This is a genomic window from Pseudomonas shirazica (assembly GCF_015168335.1).
Taxonomy (GTDB): Bacteria; Pseudomonadota; Gammaproteobacteria; order Pseudomonadales; family Pseudomonadaceae; genus Aquipseudomonas; species Aquipseudomonas asiatica.
The window spans coordinates 58,012-82,167 of record NZ_CP063457.1 but is presented as its reverse complement, the minus strand read 5'-3'; the positions used below and the strand labels follow the sequence as shown (position 1 = coordinate 82,167).

The following is a 24,156-nucleotide window of genomic DNA, read 5'->3' as shown; positions in this document are numbered from 1 at the left end:
AAACCGCCCTTTACGGGCGGAATCTCCATTAGAGCTTCGAGCAGCAATCTGTCCATCGCCAGAACATGTACATGGCATCGTTCCCTGTCCCTGGTACATGCCGACTAGGCCCACCCTCCCAAGTCTGCGGCGGTTCTCCAAGCCACATTGCTCTGCTGTTCTGCGACTTCGGCCAAAACTGGGTCACCTTGTACTGGCTTTTGGGGATCGTCGGGTAGATACCCGCCTTGCACACGTTTTCATCTCCCATCGTGCGTCGTGCGAGGCCCCTGCGGTGTTGCTGAGCGATCACTCTCGCAGCCAGCAATGCTGTCGTCCGGTTTGCATCTTGAGCCACGGTGACGCCGGCAAATGGATAGATGCTCCCCCACGTCCCGGTACACCACCAAAGCGACTCCAGAGGCTCCTTTCGGGCGGTCACGAGGGCTGATTCGGCAGCACAGGCCGCAATAGCGATTGGATTGGCTACTGCCGCGGACTCAGGGTGCTGAAAGAATGCCAACGTGCCGTTGTTCCAAGTCGGATCGATCTCGGTAAAAGAGATGATATCGAGGTCGAGATAACCATCCGGGTTGCATTTGGTCGGCGTGTAGAGATCGAGGATTTGAAGTAGGGGGAATGCATATAGATGGGCGTGGTAGAACGAGCCGGCAGCCTGGCCTGTCTGGGTGCTGTTGTCCTGCCGAAGCCGGCCGTAGCTGCGCTTGTTGCCTAGCGGCAGCGTTACACCACCTAGGGTTGGCGAGCAGCCGGGCTTACGGACAGTTTCTACCATCCGTGCGGGCTCCCACATCGCAGTGATGATTCCGGGCTTGTAGATCGAGGACGAGCCTTCCTGGCAGATACAGAAGACCATTTTTGTAGCCTTGGCAGGTGCTGTGCCGGGTGTTATTTGCACGCCGGATACACGGATGGGGAAAAGGCATGCCCAGCAGATGTCGGTGAACAATTTCGGGCCAAAAAGGCCAGAGTCTTCACACATCACCTCACCGGAAGATGTCGTATCAGCAGCTGTACCTGGAAGGTAAAACATACCTGCCATCAACAGCAGTGCGGTGGCTACTACCTTATTGATGCTCATGATTGGCCTCCTCAAAGGCTGATTGAGCAATCTCGCGGACAACAAAGTTTTTGTCGTCAGCTGTTACGACGGAAGGGGCGCGAAGAATCTGGAAGCGCTCTGCCATGTCAGGCGGCAATAGGTAAAGGGGGGCATCCAAACTGTCCTGGACGCTGTTGAACAGCTCCCAACCAGAGGCAGTGGGAATTTGAGTAGCCATTACCGTGACGGTGAGGTTTGCCCCATTGTCTGCGTATTCTCGCTTCGCCAGGGCAACCTGCCACGCCTGCGTCGGATCGATTACCACCAGCTTCTGGTCAAAAGGCATCATGTCGAGAGGATTAATCCTCCCTGCCTTTTGAACAACCCTGCCTTGGCTATCGAGGATGTCATCGGGAACAATGACCGATGCGTCGACGAGGCGTGTTGCGCTCTCTGTTACAGGCGGCAATGGATGCCCTTTGTGATTATCCCAAAACCGAGCGATTGCGCGCTTTTTCATAGCGACGGTGTCCAGCTCTGCAATACGCTGTTTCGCAACCTCCATTAGGTCTGGCTCTATGATTTCCTGTGTGGGGCCAATAGTGCCTAAATCCCCCCGCTTACCTTCCTTCACCGCTCCCTCGATGTAGCTGACGGAAGATGACCCAGCAGCTTTAGCGATCAAAGCATCATCCGTAGCTTCGAGAGCGACGGTGGGAACGGATGAAACGCTATGGCGCTGGAATGCGAGAGGATCAAGCAGAACGCTCACAGTGCTTTGCGTCTCTTGGGTGAGAAGGTGCATTTTGGTCACAGCGTCTCCCATCGACATCCCCTCAGGGATACCTCGAAAGACGATGCCAACACCTGGTAGTCCGTCAAAGGACAGCAAGATGTCTTTCAGGGCAGTAGCCCCCATCGACCATGACACAAAGATAAGAGTGCGGTTTCCATCGCCCAGGGGGTGTTTTTTCTCGCGATCTTTGCCATCCGCGCTGCGATCGTTCTGCTGGGATTCTTCATTGATGCCTTGATCGATGACTTTTGCGGCCATCTCGCTCACCCAGTTCATGTCATCTCGGCCGCTCACCTGTTCGCGCGCGGCTTTCGCGTTTTGGCTGATCTCCCTGACCTGATCGAGAAGCGCAGGATCAAATTCATTGAGTTTGTACTTTCGAATGCCAAGGTCATCACCGGCGATGGCCACCGTGTAGCTCAGGGCCAACCCAACACACATGGCTATTTGCTTTTTCACCATATCGGATACGCCTTCCCGATGATTTGGTCTGTCGACGCTGAGCCCCAATAGCGGGAATCGAAAGAGTCTGGGGTGCGGCCGAAGAACCAATAACGGCCCTCGCCTATTTCCCCTTCCCGAACGTATTTCTTGGGATCAATCCCGTGCTGGCTGGCGACCTGGAGCCCTTTGCCAACGGACACGCCATTGATGGTTGTTTCATCAAGTGTCACCTTCGCGAGATCGCCAGGCATTCCCTCGAGAACCTTCACGATGATCGTGCCGTCAGCAAAGATCGGACTCAGACCCTTGGAGTGAAAGGCATAAATCTCCCCACGCACCAGGTCATCCTTGTTTTTATCAATGATCCATAGCCTGTATGGGGGCAGGCATAGGGAGGCCTGGCTAGCGATAGCGATGGAATAACGGGATGCCAGCAGCACAACGCCGCCGGCAACCGCTGCGGATAAAAGTAGGCCTTTGCCGAGAAAGGCTGCCGAGATTCGCTTTGGAGCTCGATCTCGCTCAACCCTCGCCATTGCCCTGTGCACCTTGGCCTCAATGCTGAAGGGATTCGACAGCGCCATCACGCCACTTCCGCTGGGTTGGAGCTATATTCGACACCTCGATCACGCAGCACGCGCAGGATCGCCTCATCCTGCGGAATGCCGGTGAGCGTGTAGTTTCGGATCGCCTGCACATCTTCAGGTGCGGTGGAGTAGAGTAGGATCGAGTATGGGTCCACCGTGAGGCGCACGATACCGGCCCCGCGGGGGGTGAGCATGAAGATTTCGGAGTAATGCCCCTTGTACGACTTAACAGTCTTCAGGATTCGATAGCCACCTTCTCCCAGCGGAAGACGCTTGTTTTCCTGGATAGCATCAATAGCCTCGGCCTTTTGACCGAGTAGGAGGGTGAACGCGGAGTTTTCAGCAATGGCCTGACCGACTTTGTTCTGGTAGAGGTCGTTGACCCCTTGAGTGATCACGATGGCACTACCGCCATATTTCCGGAACCGCCGGTAACCGTGCTCAATAAACTCACCAACGTTACCCTGAGAAAGAAGTGACCAGGCTTCGTCAATGATCACAATTTTAGGGCGGTCACGCTCACCCAGGTACATGTCCTGCTGAATCTGGTAGATGAGCTGAAGGAGAACGACTTGTTGAAGGTGTTGACGTCCCTTCAGTTCCTCAAGCTCTAGTACGGTGAAGGGATTCTTGAAGTTGAGATTGTTCTTTCCGTTGAAGAATCGGCCGTACTGCCCCTTCGAGGTGAATGCGAAGAGCTGATGACCAATATCTTGAATACGCAGGTCTTGGTCTCCCAGAAGCGAGTCGGCGATGTTGTCGACAATCATCCCCTTTCCAAGCTCCTGCCAGCATTGGGTGAGATGTTTTTTCAGCCCAGCGGTCTGGAAGTCGCTGAGGGGTACGGTTGGGGCGGCCATTGCCGAAAGTAGCCCGACCAAGACATCCTCTTCTTCGCTGTAATCTTCAATCAGCTCGAAGGGGTTCAGGCAGAGGTTCGACTCCTGATCAAAGCGGGCAAAGTCGCCCTTGTAGGCCTCAGAAAGTTTTAGGTAAGACAGGCCCACGTCGATGACCCACACCTTCGCTCCAATGCTCAGATACGACGTGATGAGATAGTTGGTGGCGAACGACTTACCAGATCCCGATTGAGCGGCGATCATCGCGTTGTAATTGGTGTCGGAGTCGAAGAGGTTGAAGCTGACCGGCTGGCCGTTACGAGAAATGAACGGGGCCACCTGAGTTCCAGTGCCCTTCCAATCGCCATAGATTGGCAGCAACGGCAAGGCCTGGGTAAGGCTCAGTGTCTTGAACCTGAAAAGGTCCTTCATCGCATCCGGATCCGCGCACATCGGCAGGGAGTTCACGAAGACGGGCAGCACACAGAATTTGTCCTCCATGAGGCTGAAGCCCTGCGTAGCAAAATGGCTCTTCGCATTCGATGCTGCCTGAATGAGATCTTCCCGGTTCCGACCGAAGACAACGAGGGTCATTGTCGCCTGTACGTTGGGAAGACCCTTGTCGAGGTCTTCGAAAAGCGTGTCGTAGGCTTCCTTGGTCTTTCGAAGAACGGGTACGAAATGAACCATAGGTCCGAAGCTCTGGTTGATGGACCATTGCCGGCGCTTCGACAGCTTATCTTTGGTTTCCAGCTGGGGTGGGAAATACAGGGTCATGTTAATGATGCAGTTGCCCCGGATTCCGCCCCGCTGAGACATGATGTCAGCCAGATACTGAGAAGCATCACCCTGCCACATGACATCAGGGAAGCGCTTGGCGGACAGCGTTTTTACGAAGCAGTCTTCTCCGATCTGAAGGTGGTCTTTGCTCACGTCCAAGCTGCGGTTGTAGTCGAGGATCTGTTCGTTGAGAGGCTTGTCCGTCTCTGCCTTAATGTCCGGATCTTCTCGCCAGGATGCAGATGGCCCCTGGTTCAATATCGAAGAAAAGATTTTCTTGTAGGAATCGTTTGTAAGAGGCACAGCAGCCAGGTTGCAGCTATCCAACGAGGTTCGCAGCCCGTCGAAAAGCTCCTTGGCCGCATTCGCCTCCGTCTGGGTGGGAAGCGCGTTGGCGATCGGTATTGTTACCGAGACAACGAGGCTCTGTTCACGAATCCGTACACCTGAGATCGAATCAACCGGCCGCATGGTTCGATCGCTGAAATACTCGGCCCGCGCATTCGTTACTTTTTCGAGCAGAGCTTGCGTTTCCAGCGGCAGATCTATGCGGCCTGACTCACGAAATGCACGACGCAGACGGAGGAAGCCTGTCTTCATCTCATTGATGTTCTCGGTGCAAATCATGCTGAACTGGATCGTTGTTTTTTCCGGCCAGTCAACTGTCAGGCCAGCCTTCAAACGGTCGCCTTCATCCCCGTTTGAACCTGAAAGCGGGGAGCATAGGAATGCGAATCCCAACCGGTTCCCTTCCAGCTGAAAAAGGTAAAGATTCGGTTCATAGGCAAGCCCATTGATCAGCTTTGAAAGGCGAGGCGTCGAGCGAATGATTGCTTTGAGCATTGTCGGGCTCCTTAAAGGTTGCGATTCGATTCAATCCAGGCGCGCAAGCCTTCTTCAGGCTTGCCCTCACGAGTCAACCCGTCATCACGAATGAGGAAAGGAACATTTCGAGCGCCGAGAAACTGTGCTGTCATGCGGCGCTTCGCTATGACATCCAGATCACACTGGGCGTCGGGGACCTGTTCGAGGGGTGTTTTCATGTCGCCGGATGCCCCCGCTTTCCATGCGGCAACTTTGTCTTTAGCGCAGAGAAGTTCTCTGGTTCGCGCAGCACTCTCTTGGCTGAGCAGGGGCAGCATAAGCACGTCAAGCCGATACCCCTCGGGCAGGGATGAGCGCGCTTGCTGAATGATTTCTTTACAGAACCCACAGGCGGGATCGGAAAACATGGTGATTGCTCTCTCACCATTGCCGATTGTAAGAGGGGCGAGATCCTTGAAACCGAGGTTAGTCTTATCCACTGGGATGTAGTGGGCGGCAATTCGAGCATCTTCGATGGTCTTTAGCTCTTTCTTGGCCCACACGTCATAAACCGTCCCCTGGATGATGAATCGGCCGGTATCGCTGATCACCGCGAACTTGCCATTCTTCTCAATCGCCAGCATTGCTGACGCAGGCAACATCACTACCTTGTCGGCGTTATTGCCCACAGGATTCGCAGCTAATGCGGAGCCGGCCACTACAAAAAACGAGCTTGCAAGAATGGTTCGGGCTACGGTGAACATGGGCTTACCTCCTAAGTCGATTCACCCAGAGTATTTCGCCCGGAATAGAAAAGGCCTCTTTTTCAAGACGTTTTAGCGTCGGAAAAAGAGGCCTAAAGAAGGAGAATTGAGGGAGATCAGAGCCCTACAGGCAGGCTCAGGAGAGAGTTGGTGACCACCGAGGCTGCGGGGATAGTCGCAGACATTACCGACTCGATAACATCGGGCGCGGCATAGAGGCCCACACCTCCACCGACACCAGTAACGAACGGCATGAGCGATTGGCGGAGAACGCCCGCGCCGATGCCGGTGAGGATCATCAGACCGATCAGAATACGGCCTAGGGTACCTTGCATCCATTCAGTCAAGGTAATCCACACGCTGTCGAAGGTATCGCCGCCGGTACCAGCGATCGCGGTACCCGCCACAACCATTGCCGCTGCGATGGCCATCGTTTGGAGGGTTGCTTTGTTGACGTGCATTGGTCTTGCTCCTAGAGGTTGACATGCGCAGGGGCTGCGCTCAGGAGACATTTTTTGTTTTTTCAATAAGCCTGTGGCTCGCTTTCAAGCGCGTTTTTCGACGGAAATTAAAAAAGGCCGCTTTGGGCGGCCTTTTTTTTACTTGCTGGAAACCGGAGAGGATTCCGCTCCGGAGTTATCGACGCCTACCAGTGTTATTACCGGCTCGCCGTTTGGATAACGCCACATGGGCACGGAGATACTGTTTGAACTGAGCGCCTGCTGCTCACCGTTGATGAACCAGATATTTTTGGCCATTCGGCCATCCTCATCAGTACACACAGCTTTCGCCAACCATGAGGTTCGACCCTCTACAACCTCCAGCTTGCAGACCGGGGGCTTGTTCCTTGCAACAGCGATGGAAACTTCGCCTGTAGCTGTGTGCCCCATTGCACTCGCAATATCCAGCTTCACTGTATACACGCCCTCCTCATCCAACGTTGCTCGACCATAGTCGCCTGAACTTGATAGCGTCTCCCCGTTGAGGCTGTAGGTTTTGCTCAATATTTGATCCTTAGGATGACCGCCAGTAATTGATGGTCGAATCAAAACACCCAATGGGGCACGGTTCGCATCGTTGTCCCCACTCCAGGACAATTTTACATCCCACGGTATAGGCTCCAAAAACTCCAACTCTGTTTCAGCATAACTGTAGTTACCACGAGAGTCGGTAATATGAGCACCGAATGTGTATGTCCCCGGCTCAGTAAGTCGAACAATACGGTTCGTCTGGCTAGAGTCCTTAATCATTTCAAGGCCAGCATAGGGGGGGATATCCCACTCGATGGTCAAACCCTCGAATTCTCGGAACAAGCCAAGAGAGCGAGCGGTCATTGTCAAGTCAGCCGGCGCATATTTGGCTGAGTATTTGGTGTTTATCTTCCACTCAGGCCAGTCATACGACCAAAAAATCAGCCGATGCTGAGTCAGACCCAGACCGCCCCTATCCTCATACCCATTGATCCAAGATCGGACGCTGATGTAGCTCTCTTCTTTCTCCATGTCTTCCCGAGTCGGGGTGTACTTCACCTCAGTGGAGTCGACCACAGTACCGTCAGGTAGGATGAACTCACCGTCCATGGTCATATCCATTTTCGGGTACGGCATCATCAAGTTGGCTACCCACGTAGCCTCTTTTCCAACCTCCGGACGACGCGGCCCGATGATCTGGACGCGCGGCGGCCGAACGGGTCTGAATGCAACGCCGGCGCGGAGGGTTTTGTAGACGCGCTTATCCTCAGGTGAGTCGGCGTACTTCAGCCTGGCCGTAAGGTATACACGTTCCGCGGAGTTGCGACTCAGCCGGTAGGAGCCTTCCCCAGCGACCCAGGTTTTACCGCGATCCTCGGACCATTCCACAATCATCCCAGTAGTATCGAGCGCATTCCCTTTGAGGTCAGTGAGCAGGAATGTACCGCTATCTCCAATAAACACGTTCGCTGGTCCTTTGAGGCGCGCAACGGGCACGACATAGGCAATGACCTCAATGGTGGGAGTCATGGATTTCGCGCCGCTATGACGGTTCGTCAACTCTGCCCTTAGCTGATAGGTACCCCGCTGAAAGACCATGCTGAGCCGTTGCGGCAGCTTCGGATTGGCCTCAACAGCCTCCCACGTTACCCCTCCATCCTTGCTCATTTCCCAGCGTACGTCGCCAAGGTCCCCTGACTGATAGCGATCATTGGTAACTGCGTAAAAGCTGCTACGCAAAGGAGCTGGGCCAATAACTCGCAACGCCTGGATTGAACCATCGAGAGATTCGCCGTTGAGCACAGAGAGCACCATCGGCGAGCTCGACTCACGAATAAGCTCGTATTCCGGCACAGGGGAACGAACTCGCGCTTCAGCAATGATGCGAACAGCTTTGTTCGTAAGAGTTTGCAGATCGATCTCAAACTCAGCCTCCCCGTTAGCGTCAATGGGTTCCCAGTTTGTCATTGGCTCATAGTTCACCCCAGCAGTTGTCGAAAGCAATCGAATATCCCAGTCGCCCATGCTGCTCAGCCGGTATGCATCTTCCATGTAGCGGGTGTCTTTGATACCCACGCGGATTGGAAGGCTGACCGTATCCAAGACGGTTCTCTCGTCGTTGAGAATGACAGGTAGAATTTTGTCGTGAGGAACCGCCAAGAGAGAGACGTTTCTGGTCGTCCTTAGTCCTGGCAATGCTGTATATCCAACGTCAATGGAGTACGGCGTTACGCTCCACAAAGGGGCCTCGCCTCCCTCGATGTATCGCGTGAACCGCTGGGAACGACCATAGCTCGGAAGGGTAGACCGTTCGATTGCAGCATCCCCCCGATTGATGGCCACGTCCAATGATGCTGCGATTGCTGTCACTGATGCGCTACCAACATAGCCGCCGAGTTGCGAAACCGAATACAGCCCTTCTTTGACCAGGTTGCTTTCCGGCATTTCGATTTCGATTGCCGGCGGCGCAATCACATTTATGGTGTGCTCGCCGTAGCCGATATCGATTTCCTTACCACTCGGGGTGAACATGGATGCCTTCCAGGAGATGTTGTTCGCTCCCAGCAGGTTCATTGCCCCCTCCACGAGTGGAGTCACGGTGTTGCGCTGCTGGGCCAAGCCCTCTGGCACCTGCATCCATCGGATCAGGCATGCCGGCCGACTCGACCATTGCTGAGCTGTCTTTTTAGCTACGTCTTCGTTAGCAGTTGCATCACACACAGGGCCAACCTTGTGACGGGCCAGCAAGGAGAGTTGCTGCACCTTCTGATAGGCCTCTGCTGGTGCAGGCTTCAGCTCAAACAGAATCTGATCAGCGACTGGGAGAATCTTCAGCTCGTGGGTGAACCTGGCAATCTCATGTTTCGCGCCGCTGGGGTCAAACACGTATGCGGTAGCCTCGATAATCTGGCTACCCAATGAACTACCTCCAGCTTCCATTGATAGGTTGACAGAGGTGCCAACGTTGCGCCATTCCTCGGGGGTTTTCGTCCAGGTCACGAAGCAGGCCCGATCTTGGATAGCGTTCTTGGGTTTTACAACTGGCTCACTAGTCAGGATGCTGCAAGCATCATTACTCGAACTGAAGCTGACCTGAGCTCTACCGGCCGCTTGCAGCACTTCCCAGGTATCAGCCGACAATGCGCCCTCAGGAGCCCATACTCGAACCGGCACAGAGTAGACCGGACCAGTCATGTCAGCACGTGAGAGGTACACTTTCGCAACGCCATCAACACCAACATTCAGACCTGCAATACGAGCCTCCATATAGTTGGAATTGCGCTTTGTTGGGATGAGCCTCATACCGATTTCAGGCGCTAAGTCACGGCTTTCCAGCTTCACTCCTATAGGTGAGTCAGGGGTGACAATAGCCACAATGTCATCGCCAAGATTTCCGACAACGGATGCATCTGATATTTGCAGGCCATAGCTCCCATCACGGCGAGTCATAAAGGCGGTAACAGCCGGCACAGACACTTCGATACCGCTGGGCTGCACCTCTCTACCCTCAAACATACCCCAGGCCGAGCCGAACTTAAGAGTAATATTTTTTTCGAACGCTAAGCCGTCTTGGTCAGTCGCCCTAACTCGCACTACTGTTTCAGAAGAGCCATCAGTTCGAATGGTGAGCTTATTTCCTTCAATGGACGCGGTACCATGCGCTGGTTGACCCACAACCGACAGCTGATGGCTACCCCAAGTATTTGGATCAACAACCTTCAGCTCAACAGAGCCCCCAACGCCTGCGTAGAGGTTCACAACCCCAGGGAGGATGTCGGTGGGTGTGTAGTTAAACTTAGCCACTACAACTCTTACCTCACCCTCTACACTCGCGCCTGCCTTGTCAATTGCACGAATGAGGAATGAATCATTGCCGAAGTATTGGGAATTTGGTGTGTATTCCAACCGGCCGTAAACAAGCCTGGCATGTCCGTGCGCGGGTTGCGAGACTATTTCGAACGTGTGTTCATCACCGTATGGAATGTCTACATCAACCACCCATGGGGCGACATGGTCACTAGCCATTCCTTCTTTTGCGGTAATCGTTGCACCGGTAGCGGAAGGAGCATCATTAACATACGTAACTTCTACCGTAATGGGTTGTATCTCAGACCAAGCTCCCTCAGCATCTTTAGCGCGGTATGACAGACGAAGAGTACCGTTCCAATCCTTGGCAGGACTGATGGTCAGCAAATTGCCGTTCAGACTGAACGTGCCTTCCTGCTCGGCTAAAGTCCCGATGATTTCGAACACGAAGGGTGGACTGTTATCAACGTCAAATGCTTCTAGGGTAATCCTGAGAACCGTGTCCTCCGGCATTGAACGCACAACCGGCTTGACCACCGGCGCGTCATTCACAGGACGCACGATGATAGTGATGGTAGCAGTATTGGAAATGGCACCTTTCGAGTCAGTGGCTCGATACGTCATCGTCGTGGTGCCGTTCCAGTCCTTGACTGGGGTGAAAGTCAGCTTATTACCAGTAATGCTTGCCGCGCCATGAGCGGCATTCGGTGCACTGACAATGCTCCAGATATGGCTATCGCCCTCGAAGTTAAGATCTACGTCCGTCACTTCCAGTGTCAGCGTGCCTACCGTATCTTCATCGAGAGACAAGGAAGCATTACTCACCGAGGGCGGGTCGTTTACTGGGGTAACAGTGACGGTGACCGTTGCGGTGTTGGAGTACAAGGATCCATCGCTCGCCCGATAGGTAAAAGTAGTGGTTCCGTTCCAATTTGGCTTTGGTGTGAAGATCGCCTTATCCCCGCTGATAGTCACCGTGCCATGGGTACTGCTCGGCGCATTGACCACGCTGTAGGTAAGCGCATCTCCGTCAACATCCGTTGCGAGCAAGGTAACGGTGCCGACAGTGTCTTCAACAATCGTCAATGTGCGATTGGAGGCCACCGGCGCGTCATTAACAGGACGCACGATGATGGTGATGGTCGCGGTATTGGAAATGGCTCCTTTCGAGTCAGTGGCCCGGTACGTCATCGTCGTGGTGCCGTTCCAGTCCTTGACTGGGGTGAAGGTCAGCTTATTCCCATTAATGCTAGCTGCGCCGTGAGCAGAGTTCGGTGCACTGACGATGCTCCAGGTATGGCTATCCCCCTCAAAGTTTAAATCCACGTCAGTTACTTGAAGCGTCAGCGTTCCTACTGCGTCCTCATCAAGTGTGAGGCTAACATTGGATACAGATGGAGGGTCATTCACCGGGGTTACATTGATAGTAACAGTAGCTGGGAGTGACCATGCGCCTTTAGAGTCCATGGCGCGATATGTTAGGGTCGTGGTACCATTCCAGTTAGGGGTTGGTGTAAACGTCAATGTCGAGCCATTGATAGTAGCAAGTCCATTCGCTGGTTTATCGACAACTTCGAATACAGTAGGAGCTGGAGAATCAACATCAGTTGCTGAAAGAACAACGGACCCTGAAGTATCTTCGAGCAATGATAGAGTTTTGGGCGAGGCAACAGGCGGCTTATTTGTTTCACCAACAGAAAACTCCAAGATGTTGGTAAAGTGCGTTATGTCAGTACCGCGATAATAACCCTGACTGATCATCATAACCAACTCATAAACGCCCGCTTCAGTTGGCGGCTGAAGATCTGTGCCTAAAATATTTGAACTTGTTACGTGTGCTGTATGCGTTTTTGACCCGACACCGCAATCATCAAGCGAGTTGGGCCAATACCTAGCTGTACCGTCGTAAACTCCACCAAGTATGATGCCCCAAGCCTGGGTGCCTTTCTTTCTGTAATAAAGATCAACAATAAGCTGACTACCACCATTGCCGATAACATTATGGTCAAAACAACCACTGTTTTGACTAACATAGGTGAATGTTATCGGCAAACTAAACGTTCCTACTGCGTTACTAGGCTCACCATTTGTCCAGCGCAAGGTAGCACCAGGGGATGGGGTTGGGTTCGTCGGAACATTATCCCCCATGGATGCAGCAAATGTGGGCACGACCCAACATGAGACAACAAAGAAGACCAGTATTCTTACATAATCCATTATCCAGCTCATTGTTCACCCCAATGTGAAAGCAGAAAATATAAAAGCCTGCTCGAAGCAGGCATTTATAATTATTCAACTGTTTTAAGCGGTCTCAGCGTAGGCGTTGTAACCGGTTGCCTTGATCCGATTCCCCAACGGCGCGGTTCGATTTCGGTATAAATGAAGCCTGGTACATATAGATCGCCACGCTCATCCTCCCAAGGATCAACAGCGATACGCATCACCAATGCTTGCGAACGTATAGGTAGGGGGTCCCTAGCTCTCATAGGTACTGGTGCATTATCTGATCCTTCTGCGATAAGGACACGGGGCGCAGCATCCGTTGACTCTTTACCGCTGCTTGTAGTACCTCCTTCTTGTTCTTTCTTGAGTTGTGTCTTGTAGTTATCACCCTCGGTCGCCGAATAGACATCCTTTGCAGACATACAGGTGACACCACTAGGCATACCCTTGCACGCGTATTCATCTGAGCCCAAGCCCATAATGCTATTGCAACCAGCCAACGTCACTGCTGCCATCGCGAGGATAACTTGCTTGATCATAACTATGTCCTTACTGATTAACATCATTGACTTTGAGAGTGGCTGCATTGAACTTTACTGTCATCCCTTTATTGACGATGAAATCGACCTCACGCATTGCATCAATTTCAATTACAGGGAAAATGTTTTCCGCCATCTCCAAATAGAAGTCGGCTATCCGCTCAAGGGCTGAGCTAGCGCCGCTAAACCCGGCTGACTGAAGTGCGTTGCTATCGAATGCCTGCTCGTAAACCGGAGATACTGTCTTGCCGTCATCACCTGCTCGAGTCACATTGATTGTCGGGACCTTTTGAACGTTGAAAGCCCCAGCTATGCCTTGGAGAAAACCCGCTCCCAGGCTACGAGCAATGATCTGGCCTTGTTTACTGACCAGGCGGCCGCGCAAGCCTGCTTTGCCGTCCTCCCCTGTGGCAAAGGCCTCCACACTGGCTTCTAGAACCGAACCATCATTGCGAACGCACGATAAGCGTTCGGCACGCAGGTAGGCCCTTTCAGCACTGAGATCCCCCCAGCCGCCAGCGATCATGAAACATTCACGAAAATCGGCTCTAAAGCGATTAGGTAGAATTGCCTCATTCTTGATGCGGATCAGGGTTGGAAAAGGGTCGCGTTGAGCCTGCTTGCCTGTAGGTGCATCCATGCCTGTGACCAGGACGCCAGACAACATCGAGCCAGCAGGAAGCGTCACGGAAAGCTCTTCAGGCTTTTCGCTTTTCCCCTCGTCAGTCTGAGCCTTGATGACCCTGATTTTCGGCGTTTCCTTCTTCTCGCTGGAACGCGTTTTCGGATCCTCCGGTTGATCTGGCGGAAGGTTCGAGTAAACGTCAGTCAACTCTGCCGGCGAGCTCGTGGCCTTGTTTACAAAGGCTGGCTCACGGGGAGGAATAGGGGATCTCGCCGAATTAGCTGTTGTACCGCCAGCTGTCTTGTCGCCGTTCTCACCCGAATCATTCTTATCCCGACCTTTACGTGCCAACTCCTGTTGAAGGAGTTGGAGTTCCTTTTCCAGCCCGCTCACTTTCTCTTGAGTATTTTGAAGCTGAACGTCCTTTTCTTTCTGCCCAATCACTCGCTCAAGGCGGTTTTGCTGCTGCTGGAGCTGACGCAGTTGGCTCGCAAGAGAATCCAAGCCTACCCCTCGAGGATCTTCATCGGTGAGAACGGCTTCAACCTGAGGTTTGGCTGCTGCGCGAGCTTTGCGCTCAGGGCTGGCTGCATTCATAGCCAGGCCAACGACCGTACCCACGACAAGAACTGTTCCACCGATCGCAAGCATCAGCTTGCCTCTAGGTGTAAGCTTTTCGATGAACTGCGGAATCAATTTCACGGATGGGTCCCCTTACTGCAAAAGGCTTGGGCGAGTGGAGCTTTGCGGTACTTCGGTCGGTACCCGAGTGACGATAAATACTTCAGTTTTTTGGCCTGGTTCGAGAACCTCATCCGGCCAGGCACTCACAGCTGCACGATGGGGGTGGGTGCACGAACCGTGATCGAACTCAATGGTTTTGGTCGAAACGTTCTCAGCCGTAGCCACGAACACTCTGAAGTCATGACCTTCGATCAACTGAGACTTGCTGAAATCGAAGCTGAGGTTTGGCTGGGCACATGCGGGAATCTTGGTGCCGCTGGCAAGTACGCCAAAGCTATATCCACGGGGTAACTTGCCAAGAGCCATGTCGCGCATCAGAGAGCGGAGGGTGTCCATATACGGCTGAGAGCGTTCCCACTTCCGCGCTTGGCCGCTGTAATTCGTCGAAGAGCTGACAGGCAATCCGCTCGCAAGCCCTTGTACATTTTTGGCCAATATCAGGTTCGCCTGGATGGGAGGCACGCCCTGTGGCAATAGGGTCAGTGAGATTGCTACGGACTCATCATCGTCGGGTGTCACATACATTGTCACTGGCTTATCTTCAGTCGTAGTGACGTATATAACATTGCCACTTATCGAGATGTCGGCTGTACTAACCGTCTGGATTTTAGGCACATCGAATGGCGTAACGATTCGGTTCATTTGGCCGCGGCTAATCGGGATGAGCGTGTTAGTACCACTTGTCACGACCACATCCTGCCGAGATTCAATAGGCCGAACGGGAGCGGCAGTTTTCACGACACTAGCAGGCACGCTAGGGTTCTCAGCAGTGCCTGGGGTGATCGCAACAAGTCGAGGCTTCTTCTCCACAACTTGCTCCACATGTTCTACATCTGGTTCAGCACCAGTCGACGGGGTTGATGCTGGCCTGTTTACCACTGGGGGCTGCGTACTGGCTGCAACAGGCAGGTTCATTCCAGGTATTTGAATCTGCTCTTGGGCAAAAGCAGGCATTACCACAGCCGTCGCTAATGCGAGCGCAGCCGGCTTGAAGAAATTGATAGAAACTGAAAATGACATCGAGACGACCTCTGCTCTGAGTTGTCGTCAATTCTGGGGGCCATTCAGATGCTTGAGTCGCGTTTTCAAGCAGATTTAGCGTCTGAAAACGGATGGGGGTGTTGGGTGACCGGACTGTAGAATCCAAGAAAAAAAGCCCATAACCGGAACCCGGCATGGGCTTCAACCACGTAGCTTAGCGTTGCTGATTCTTTCGCTTCTCGCGCTCTGCCTGCTTCTCCGCCTTGGCATTCTCGCGATCAACCACATCCTGAGTCCGAGCATCGCCGGAGTTAGTGCTAAGCCAGCTTAGGACTGGCTTGTAGTCCTTGATTTTCAGCTCGAATTCGTAGGTTCGATTGCTACGTTTTTTGTCACCCGCCGGTCCCTCGCTCACGGATCTACCAGTAACATAGAATTTATTCTCGTTGAGATTATCTCGGAGTACTTTTTGCGGCTCGAAGCTAAGACTCACACGATCCTGACGAATCTGATGAATTTGGGTATCGAGTACCTTCATGGTCTCTTGGTAGATTGACTTATCGAGGATCGGACCCAAGGCATCCCTAACGACTGAGGCATTATGCGGAGTAACATTGCCTAACATCATCGCGATGTAAAGGGCCCAGGCATCGGCGTACTCACCCGAACTTTGCGATTTGCTGACCCAAGCAGTTTCAGTCAAGGTAGGTGGTATAACTGTAACCACTTCATCCTTATTCAGAGCAGAGCAGGACACAAGTAAATTGCTCAAAACTAATCCTGCAACAGCAATGCGCAAAAACTGGTTCTCACCTCGCATTCCATCGAATGAATTTTTAAGCGACTTTAAAAGCATCAGACGAACTCTCTCTCGTAGGAATTGGGCATCGTTCGCACAGCCTTACGGCCGATAGCGCCCCAGTGCCAATAGATAGCATGGAGCAAATAACCATCTGGTCGGTTGTCGCAGAAGCGTCGATAGAATCGCGCGAGGAGAAGTCCAGCTACTGTGCAAAGAATCAATTGAGCTAGCAGAACGCCAGCAACCAAACCGATTCCAATCGGCATGACTTCATCCAAACGCCAAAACATAACGTGTGGAGGCTGATCGATGTATGCCGGTATTTTGATGGGCTCGCTCATTTTGCACCTCCGGCTTTACCGAGGCTTGCAATCGCCTTGAGGATGCCCTCATGACTAGCATTGGCCCCCTGTAGAACCATCGACATACCTGTCTGGTTGTCTAAAAGTAAGGTCGAGGGAGTCTGTTGAATCCCCAGCTTTATGGCTTGATCCAGATCGGCAGTTACCCGGTCGATAGCTTGCTTCGAGTCCGTGCATGCCGCAAATCGCTTCCCATCCAGGCCGAGCTGGGTCGCGAGGGAAACAAGTGATTCTGTTACTCCCTTGCCGTTGCCACCCGTATTATCAAAAACGGTCTGGGCGTACTTCCAAGCGGCATCCGAGCCGCCCTGCTCACCTGCGCACTCAATCGCCAAGGCTTGTCTGCGGGAAGCTTCGCCAAGCGCTGGGACATGAAGAATTGCAGCATTGATTTGCCCTGCCGAGGACTCGATAAGCGCCTTAAGGAGGGGGAAGTGATCGCGACAATACGGGCATTCAGTATCAGTCATCTCGATGAGGGTGTAGCGCGCGGATGAGGATCCATAGATCCAATTGTCCGGAGCTGCGGGAATGTCATCTTGTTGAAGCTGTTTGAGGTTGTCGACGATCTCTTGAATGGAAGCGGGATCAACTGCCTGGGCTTTTGCAATAGACAATTCGCCCTCGAGGGTTTTGACCTGGCTTTGAAGCCGGTCCATCGTTGTGAAGTGATAGTACGAGCCGACAACCAAAGCGGTGGCCAGGGCTGTGATAGCGATAGCGAAAGGGATCGTTCTCGATGGAGAAGTTTTTGGTTCCATAAGGATCAGCCTGTCATGGTGATGGTGCAATTCTGCGGACAAACTCCGCCTGAAAGCTCCGTTTTCAGGCGGTTTTTTGGTCAGAATTCAAATTCGTTTCGGCAGGTTGCTGATCAGCACGGACAGCACAACGGGCAGCATGATGACGATGAAGGTCGAGATCACGAGCGGCGGTAAGGGTAATGGCAACAATACGCTCAGCACGATGAGCATGCCGCCCCAGGAAAGGACGATCGCTGCGTTGTTGTTCAGAAACGGAGATGAATAATCGAACCCATGCCGCTTGGCATTCCAGCGCATCCAGCCGGCAAAAACTGCCGGAACCAAGACTGCAATCAGAAGTGGCAGCCAGTAGAGCGCTAAAACCACCCGGTAAATCATTTGGTAAATGATTTTCTGGACGGCCTCGCCGCGAGATTCAAGGTAACGGAACCACCAATCCACGTTTTTTTCGAAGGCGTCCACTGTACCGCCGCGAGGCATCAGCAGGTCAGAAACAATTTTCTTGGCCCCGGAGTCAATCACAAGTGCCGAGTAGTAGTGGTTGGTAGTTTCAATCACCTTCCCCATGTCAGAATCGCCGAGAAGTTCTATTCCCCACTTACGCTCTTTCAGCATCACTGTATCCACAAGCCTATTCGGCGCAACGGTCGCCAGCATCAGGATCAGAACGAAGAAGAAAGCAATGGAAGCCATAACGCCCTTTGGCCACTTCTCTTCAAGCATTTCAGCCATTGATCAAGAACTCCCTGATTGGTTGCGGCACGTTAGTTGTTTCGCACCAATGGGAAACATCATCCACAGCAGGGGCATTACCGGATTTCGTAAGAATTTGTAGGATGTGGCCAAGCACTACTCGTAGACGAATAAAATCGCTAATGCCCTCACGGCACATCCTCTGGTAAGCCTCTAATACATCAATCAGAGCCGCCCCTATGACGTCAGGCTTATGGCCCGCCTCCAACATCTTGAAGATGAATTGTGTACCACAGCGCCATTCCAGATCGAACGTGCGTAGTCGAGTGGTTGAAGCATCATCAAGGCCAGTGAGCCGTTGAATTTCAAGTGGAATTGAGACAGTCATTATTTACTCCGAAATCAGTTGGCAGTCGGGCCAGTGAGAATTGGTAGTCTCCCTTTGCGAATATCGCCGCCCGCGAAGATCGCAAGGAATTCCAGGTCGGGTAGTTCTCCCAGAAGAGCGGCAGGGAAGCGCTCGCCTTCCTCCTGCATAAGACGCTCGCCGACATTACCTCCTTGCAAAACACCACCCTCGCCAGCTGAGTTACCCTGAGTTCGCATCACGTATTTAAACCGGGTGGGCGTCATTTTTTTCGATACAAATTCTTGGGTATCGGAGTCCAAAACGCGGAAGCAAATGATGTTGTTGCAGTTACCAAGGACCTGCATTGCTTTAGCCTCGTCTCCCATTCGGGCTACGAAATCGGCAATTGTCTGCGTGGCGATGTAAAGGTTTATGCCTGCACCTCGCCCCTTGTTGAGCAGTTGTATTAGCTGGTCGTTGATAACTTCGGCCGCCTCATCAACAAATATGTTTACTGGTTTCGGCAGCCTATGGTTGTAGATCTCACCTGCTGTAGAGGCTAGGTCGGCCAGTGCAAGCGAACCGATAGTTGAACCAACCATAGGGTCTGCAAGTGAATCGAGACCTAGGTAAAGCACCTGGTCTGCGTTGATAACCGAGTTTAGATCGCTTATTAGTCGAGGATCTTCGTCATCGGTGTGGGGAGACAGCAATGGCCCCATCTCACCCGATGTGAGCATCGTGAGGATAGGTAATAGACCGGCGATCATTTTGCTGAAGTGTGCCCGCTCATGTTCGAGCATTGTCAGCAGACCTTCAAGGTCGGTATTCGCCTTGACCTTTGCAATATCGTTGTAGTAGACGCGGCGCAATACCTTCGCTTTCTGTTCAATATCTTTTACTTTAGCGGACAAAATAGCTGAGTCCGCCATGCGTCTAAACTCATCCTCCCCAAACACTTTTGCTCCATAGGCCATCACGACTTTGATAGTTAAGCCAGGAACATCACCTTCTAGCGTTCGCCTGATACCTACCAGTGTTGGGAGAATGTTGCAAATCAGCATGGCTTGAATCACGCTGTTCAAAGACATTTGGGCAAACGCTTGGAAGGGATCTCCTGCCTTACTTTGCATCAAGACAGCGACCCTGGACGCTATCTCGGTCGCTCGACCAAAGTTCTTTGTCAGAGACAAGCGCACGGACTTGTCTGGATGGGCCGGGTGGAAATATTTGAACAAGCTTGGCTTACCGACAGCAGCACATGCGCGCTTACATGTTGCTGCCAACCCTTTATCCCCTTTCGGATCAATTACGATAACCGCCTCGCCGCGGGCAACGCACTGAGCGATAGCGATATCAAACCATCTGCTTTTCCCGGCACCGGTAGTACCAGTTATCAGGTGGTGAATAGAACGCTGATCATGTGGCCGAAAGCATGGTTCTTCCTCCGCCATACCAATGCCGTGTATCCATCGCGTGCCCTTTACATTTGCCTTACGTCTCCCTTTCTTTCCAAGAATTGCCTCTACATCCATTGCTTGAAGCTCAAACGCATATTGCCCGTGCATTTGCCTCCAAGGAAATGCCTCGCCGAAATAGAACTCGTGAGGATGACGCTTTACCAGTTCCATCACCTCCTCTAGGGTGATGAACGACAACTCCCTTCCAAGCAGGCAAGCTTTAGCTTGGTGAACCCGTAACGCCCGTGGAATAGCAGCTAATGCAAATCCCGCTTGCACACCCAAAGTAATGAGGTACGGCGTAAGTGGCATAGCTGTTAATAGCTGAACAGCTGTACCTGCGACCATGGATGAACCCCACGCCATCGCCTCTCGTGCTTCGTAATTTTTTCTCCAGTAACTGGTGTAGTCCCATTCACTCATTTTTGGTGCAGCTCCTCGGGAAGTGGGCGAACGAAGATTTTCCGGCGCTTAGCGACCTTTACAGCATCGCGGAAGCAGAACAGCGCGTTCTCTAGGGAAATGGCCGTGATACCGAACTGCTCGGCGACATTCGCCAGCATATAGGTTGTGATACCGAGTACAGGCGAGCCGCCTATTTCCTCCTGTACGGCCTTGTTGATAAGCGACTTCACGGCCTGCTCAAGACTAGGGATGTCGGCCTCATTTAGGCGAGACAAGTGAGGAATAACCCAGTCCAACCCTGCTAACTTGCAATAGATGACGCTGAAGTCTGATGTGAGCATGAACCCTTCACGGGACTGTAGTGTTCTAGTAAGGGCCGGCCCCTCGACAGTAATGTCCTGCCACAGCCAGCCCGCATTAACGAGCGGGTGTATGTCATCTGAAATGAAGGAGGATTTACCCAGGCGTAAGAAAACTTTGTTCCTTGCAAGCGCCGCGTTCTCGGGATCTCTAGTTGCAGTTATGAGCTTTTTAGCAAGGCTAGGTTGTTGCTCGAGTAAGTAGCATTCATGCGACGTAAGCTTCGCGATGATCTCGGCTGGCAAGATGCTGACTGAGCATGCTTTTTCATCCGCCGCCACTGGGCCAGGCACCTCGATTTTTTTATTCTCAGGTTCCAACGTAGCAGTCGTCTTAGTCGTGCGTTTGCCTTGTCCCATGATGGTATTGAGGGAGATCTTTTCTTGGCGTAGCAGTAGCTCTTGCGGGCTTGGTGTTGATTCAGACTGCGTTTCTGCGCCAGGAATATCGGCACTACTTTCTGATTCCACGGCGGGGCTTACTGCATTGTGAGATGTCTCCGCCTGCGGCGTGTGAGGACTCAAGAAAAGCAGCATTTCTTCAAGGGTGGCAGGAGGCTCTTGGGGTCCGGTTTCCTCCTCCCCCTCAACGATTGCTTCCTCTGGTTCGGAAGGATCGGCCACTGCCGTCATGGCAGGTACTGTATCGACCTTCATATCAACTGGGGCGTCTTCGACTGGGCTCTGCTTTTGTTGGAGGCTAACCCCAGAACTGGCAGCCGTTGGTACCGGTGCTACTTGCCTCGAAACCGCTTTTTTCTTTCTTGAGGGTTTCGACGATGCGGCATCGGTACTAGGTGTAGACGCAGACTGCTCGTCGCCTTCTTCGTTTGAGTCACCCGTCAGGTCTGCTCCAAATAGGTCCTCCTGGTGAGCAGTCAGTGCGTTTGCGGCTGCGCCAGCCGCATCGTTAGGAGCAATGACATCTTTCTGCTTCCCTTCCTTTCCGAGGCTGATTGAAACCGGTGGCGGTATCGGTGTGGTCGGGAACAGGATGTCTGGATTTACAAGCTTCATGCAGCGCAGCGCAGGACCTTTGCCGTTCTTGCGCAGAAGGTGAGGAGTAACCAACCAGTACAAGTCCCCATTTGGGGCTCTCTCGGCTATCCCATGCTCGACCAGGAGGCCAATTAGGGTGTCAGGTGATCGAGGAATGGCCACAACGCCATCACCCACCAGCATGCCTACAATCTCCTCGGCACCTTGATTCCAAGCAACATAGACGCCATCAGTTGCGACCCACACACGGCCAGCAGGGGTGTTGATTTTCCAGCTACCGTCACTCAGCAACCTAAGCATCGCATCCGATACCAACCGCGGTACCGGGACCCCAGTGGCACTGCCACCACTATGATTCGAGCCTCGGTTCAGATCGCGCTTGGTGGATGCCGCGTCGGCCCACTTAACCAAGTCGGTCAAAGGCGAGCTACCAGTACCAGATATCGCATCGAGGAGCGCTTCGTAAATGTCGTGGCCACCTTCAATAAGCCATGCCTGCACTACCGGAGGTATGATCCGTGTTGCTTGCGCTACAGATACCTGTACGTGGTTCCCGTGCCTATTTGAATTCCAGTGCAGGAAATAGCGGGTCAGCTTATTGCGTACAGACCAGTCATGAAGCGTTTCTTGCGCGTAGATCCATTGGTTATTGCCTTCAAAATCTGTGGCGCGAATATCGGTGAGAGGTTTTCCGGCGTCATGCAACAGGCCTGACGCAATACCCGCGACGTACCAACGACGCAGACGCATGCTTCGCCTTGCCGGGGTCTCGTTCGTATCGAAGGCAGTGGTGAGGCACCCATCAAGGGTGAGCGAGGCGACTTCAAGGCTATGTCGGAGTAACCCGCCTGGCCCTGAGTGATGGTGGTTCTCCGATGCCGGCAGCATGTGGGCCAGCTCGGCGAAATTCACCAGGATCGGCTCAACGTAGAGCTTGAGATCACTGGCAGGCATTCCTACAGAATGAACAATCCGATCGAACAGCTCATGCTGATAATTGCGCATGAACCACTGCCCGCTAACCAAGCCCGGATAGCCCTCTTGATACGGGGGGTATCGAAGGTTCCGCCAGTTATGGTTCTCCAGATACCGCTTGATTTCAGGAGTAATCATCTGCTCGGCCGGGTGCGCGAAGCCGTCCGTGAGGGCACGCTCGCTACGAGGCCACAGGCGTTTGAGGAAGGAAAAAGGACGCATACACTTCTCGACCGTATTATGTGATGAGAATGATGCGTGAGGGACCTGGCCTTGAGTTTCGTTTTCAGGCTGTTTTATGGTCAAAAAAAAACCCGGCAAATGCCGGGTTGAGGGGTTAGAACCAGAAGGTTCCGAAAAACTGTGACGGCTCTTCGACCATCTCATTCAGTGCATCCACCTTTTGCCGTATACGGGGCAAAGGCTCAGGTTTTTCCTGACTTTCATCATAGGAAGCATCAACAGAGAACCGTGTTGCCACTGAGGAACCAGTCTGGTGTCTCGCGATCACATCGGCCGGAATAACCGCCTTCAGCTCTTGCGCAACACCTTTCCAATCCACTGTGCCAGCCACTTCATAGCTCGTGACTTTCACGCCCAGAGCCTCGGCCCGGCGGAACTCCCCCAGCAACGGCAGGATCTCGGCCTCAAGGTCTTTTGCTTCCTTGGTGAGCACCTTCAACTGAGCTTTCAACTCAGCGATCTTGCTCTCCTTCGCCCTCCTAGCATTTGCTAGTGGACGCCATGCAGCCAGGTCCAGCCTATCCAGCGGAATAACATCCCGCTTTGGATCGGCTTCAGGCGGCACACCGCGCATTACCAGCCCCCAGAAGATTTCTTCAGCCTGAATGATTCGTCTAAACAGGAGGTCATCCCAGTCAACGATCAAACAGCAGGGTTCATGCTTTGGCGACCAACACCACAGATACCCGCGCCGCGCTCCGCTAACGATCATCTGATGCATAATTTGCCAGCGGTACAGCTTGAATGCCTTGCTATGCTCCCTGAGTTGCAGCACTTCTAGGTGATTTGTCTCGGAGAGGTTCTTGATCTCCACCGGGGACTTGTCATCCAAGACGCCGTCGAACGAAGCCCGAATGAACGGGTGATCTGTCGACTCAGCACAGAAAGGCAAAGCTATCTTGCCGTATTTATCCTCGAAGGCTTGTAGTGCTAGCGGTTCGAATTTGACTCCCCTCCTAACCTGCGGGATTACCGACAAGTCAGCCGGCTCGACAATTCCGACCAGTTCCCTCCACAACTCGAGCTGCGTTTTATCAGGGTTTTCACCCATGATTACCGCGCAACTGGTTGCACTGATGCCTTCCCTTCTCCACGCATGCCACTCCGGTGTCCGCTGGGCGATGTCAACGATTTTCATTGCTGACACCCCCAAAGAACGCCAACAAAACAGCTGGTTTCAAAGGTCTTCATCTGATTTCTCCTTTTCTCAAGTTCACCACCCTGGTTCGAAAACCCAAGTGGCCCCCCGAAAAGGCGATCCCCATGAGGGCTTTCGCCCCCTGGGGGATATTCTTTCTCT

The 24,156-nt window shown here is 52.9% G+C and carries 18 protein-coding genes; all 18 read right to left on the bottom strand.

Annotated features, from left to right (window positions below; all coding sequences use genetic code 11):
• Window positions 1-28: 28 nt before the first annotated feature.
• The 18 genes from IMX18_RS27155 to IMX18_RS27070 all read right to left on the bottom strand — a co-directional run bounded on the left by IMX18_RS27155 (window position 29) and on the right by IMX18_RS27070 (window position 23,994).
• On the bottom strand, window positions 29-1,042 hold the full coding sequence (locus tag IMX18_RS27155) for a TraU family protein (RefSeq protein WP_411829489.1): 1,014 nt from the start codon (window positions 1,040-1,042) through the stop codon (window positions 29-31).
• 25 nt (window positions 1,043-1,067) lie between these two features.
• The gene (locus IMX18_RS27150; RefSeq protein ID WP_217191085.1) at window positions 1,068-2,300 is read right to left on the bottom strand and encodes a TrbC family F-type conjugative pilus assembly protein; all 1,233 of its coding nucleotides are present in this window, start codon (window positions 2,298-2,300) and stop codon (window positions 1,068-1,070) included.
• Window positions 2,294-2,866 (bottom strand): S26 family signal peptidase, encoded by a 573-nt coding sequence (locus tag IMX18_RS27145; RefSeq protein WP_217191088.1) that lies wholly within the window; start codon window positions 2,864-2,866, stop codon window positions 2,294-2,296. The genes IMX18_RS27150 and IMX18_RS27145 overlap by 7 nt, the downstream gene beginning before the upstream one ends.
• Window positions 2,866-5,331: a type IV secretion system protein TraC gene (gene traC, locus IMX18_RS27140; protein ID WP_217191090.1), complete on the bottom strand. Its 2,466-nt coding sequence runs from the start codon at window positions 5,329-5,331 to the stop codon at window positions 2,866-2,868. The genes IMX18_RS27145 and traC overlap by 1 nt, the downstream gene beginning before the upstream one ends.
• Window positions 5,332-5,342: 11 nt before the next feature.
• Window positions 5,343-6,056, bottom strand: a complete 714-nt coding sequence (locus IMX18_RS27135) for a DsbC family protein (protein ID WP_217191092.1) — start codon at window positions 6,054-6,056, stop codon at window positions 5,343-5,345.
• 116 nt (window positions 6,057-6,172) lie between these two features.
• Window positions 6,173-6,517 (bottom strand): TraA family conjugative transfer protein, encoded by a 345-nt coding sequence (gene traA / locus IMX18_RS27130; protein WP_217191094.1) that lies wholly within the window; start codon window positions 6,515-6,517, stop codon window positions 6,173-6,175.
• 138 nt (window positions 6,518-6,655) lie between these two features.
• Window positions 6,656-12,550, bottom strand: coding sequence for an Ig-like domain-containing protein (locus IMX18_RS27125; RefSeq protein WP_217191097.1), 5,895 nt, complete (start codon window positions 12,548-12,550; stop codon window positions 6,656-6,658).
• Window positions 12,551-12,621: 71 nt separating this feature from the next.
• The gene (gene traV, locus IMX18_RS27120) at window positions 12,622-13,095 is read right to left on the bottom strand and encodes a type IV conjugative transfer system lipoprotein TraV (protein ID WP_217191099.1); all 474 of its coding nucleotides are present in this window, start codon (window positions 13,093-13,095) and stop codon (window positions 12,622-12,624) included.
• A 10-nt stretch (window positions 13,096-13,105) separates the two neighbouring features.
• A complete protein-coding gene (locus tag IMX18_RS27115) occupies window positions 13,106-14,422 on the bottom strand; it encodes a TraB/VirB10 family protein (protein WP_217191101.1) in 1,317 nt (438 codons plus the stop codon).
• Between the two features lie 12 nt (window positions 14,423-14,434).
• Entirely contained in the window at window positions 14,435-15,484 is a 1,050-nt protein-coding gene (locus IMX18_RS27110) for a type-F conjugative transfer system secretin TraK (RefSeq protein ID WP_217191103.1), read from the bottom strand.
• A 175-nt stretch (window positions 15,485-15,659) separates the two neighbouring features.
• On the bottom strand, window positions 15,660-16,301 hold the full coding sequence (locus IMX18_RS27105) for a type IV conjugative transfer system protein TraE (RefSeq protein WP_217191105.1): 642 nt from the start codon (window positions 16,299-16,301) through the stop codon (window positions 15,660-15,662).
• Window positions 16,301-16,588 (bottom strand): type IV conjugative transfer system protein TraL, encoded by a 288-nt coding sequence (traL, locus tag IMX18_RS27100; protein WP_217191108.1) that lies wholly within the window; start codon window positions 16,586-16,588, stop codon window positions 16,301-16,303. Before traL ends, IMX18_RS27105 begins: the two co-directional genes overlap by 1 nt.
• Window positions 16,585-17,370, bottom strand: coding sequence for a DsbA family protein (locus tag IMX18_RS27095; protein WP_217191110.1), 786 nt, complete (start codon window positions 17,368-17,370; stop codon window positions 16,585-16,587). The genes traL and IMX18_RS27095 overlap by 4 nt, the downstream gene beginning before the upstream one ends.
• Before the next feature lie 87 nt (window positions 17,371-17,457).
• Entirely contained in the window at window positions 17,458-18,105 is a 648-nt protein-coding gene (locus IMX18_RS27090) for a DUF4400 domain-containing protein (RefSeq protein ID WP_217191112.1), read from the bottom strand.
• Window positions 18,098-18,454 carry a hypothetical protein gene (locus tag IMX18_RS27085; protein ID WP_217191114.1) on the bottom strand — a complete coding sequence of 119 codons (357 nt, stop codon included), beginning with the start codon at window positions 18,452-18,454 and terminating at the stop codon, window positions 18,098-18,100. The genes IMX18_RS27090 and IMX18_RS27085 overlap by 8 nt, the downstream gene beginning before the upstream one ends.
• Before the next feature lie 14 nt (window positions 18,455-18,468).
• Window positions 18,469-20,298, bottom strand: a complete 1,830-nt coding sequence (traD, locus tag IMX18_RS27080) for a conjugative transfer system coupling protein TraD (RefSeq protein WP_217191116.1) — start codon at window positions 20,296-20,298, stop codon at window positions 18,469-18,471.
• Window positions 20,295-23,000: a MobH family relaxase gene (gene mobH, locus IMX18_RS27075; protein ID WP_217191118.1), complete on the bottom strand. Its 2,706-nt coding sequence runs from the start codon at window positions 22,998-23,000 to the stop codon at window positions 20,295-20,297. The genes traD and mobH overlap by 4 nt, the downstream gene beginning before the upstream one ends.
• Window positions 22,951-23,994, bottom strand: coding sequence for a YqaJ viral recombinase family protein (locus tag IMX18_RS27070; protein WP_225903950.1), 1,044 nt, complete (start codon window positions 23,992-23,994; stop codon window positions 22,951-22,953). Before IMX18_RS27070 ends, mobH begins: the two co-directional genes overlap by 50 nt.
• Between the last annotated feature and the right edge of the window lie 162 nt (window positions 23,995-24,156).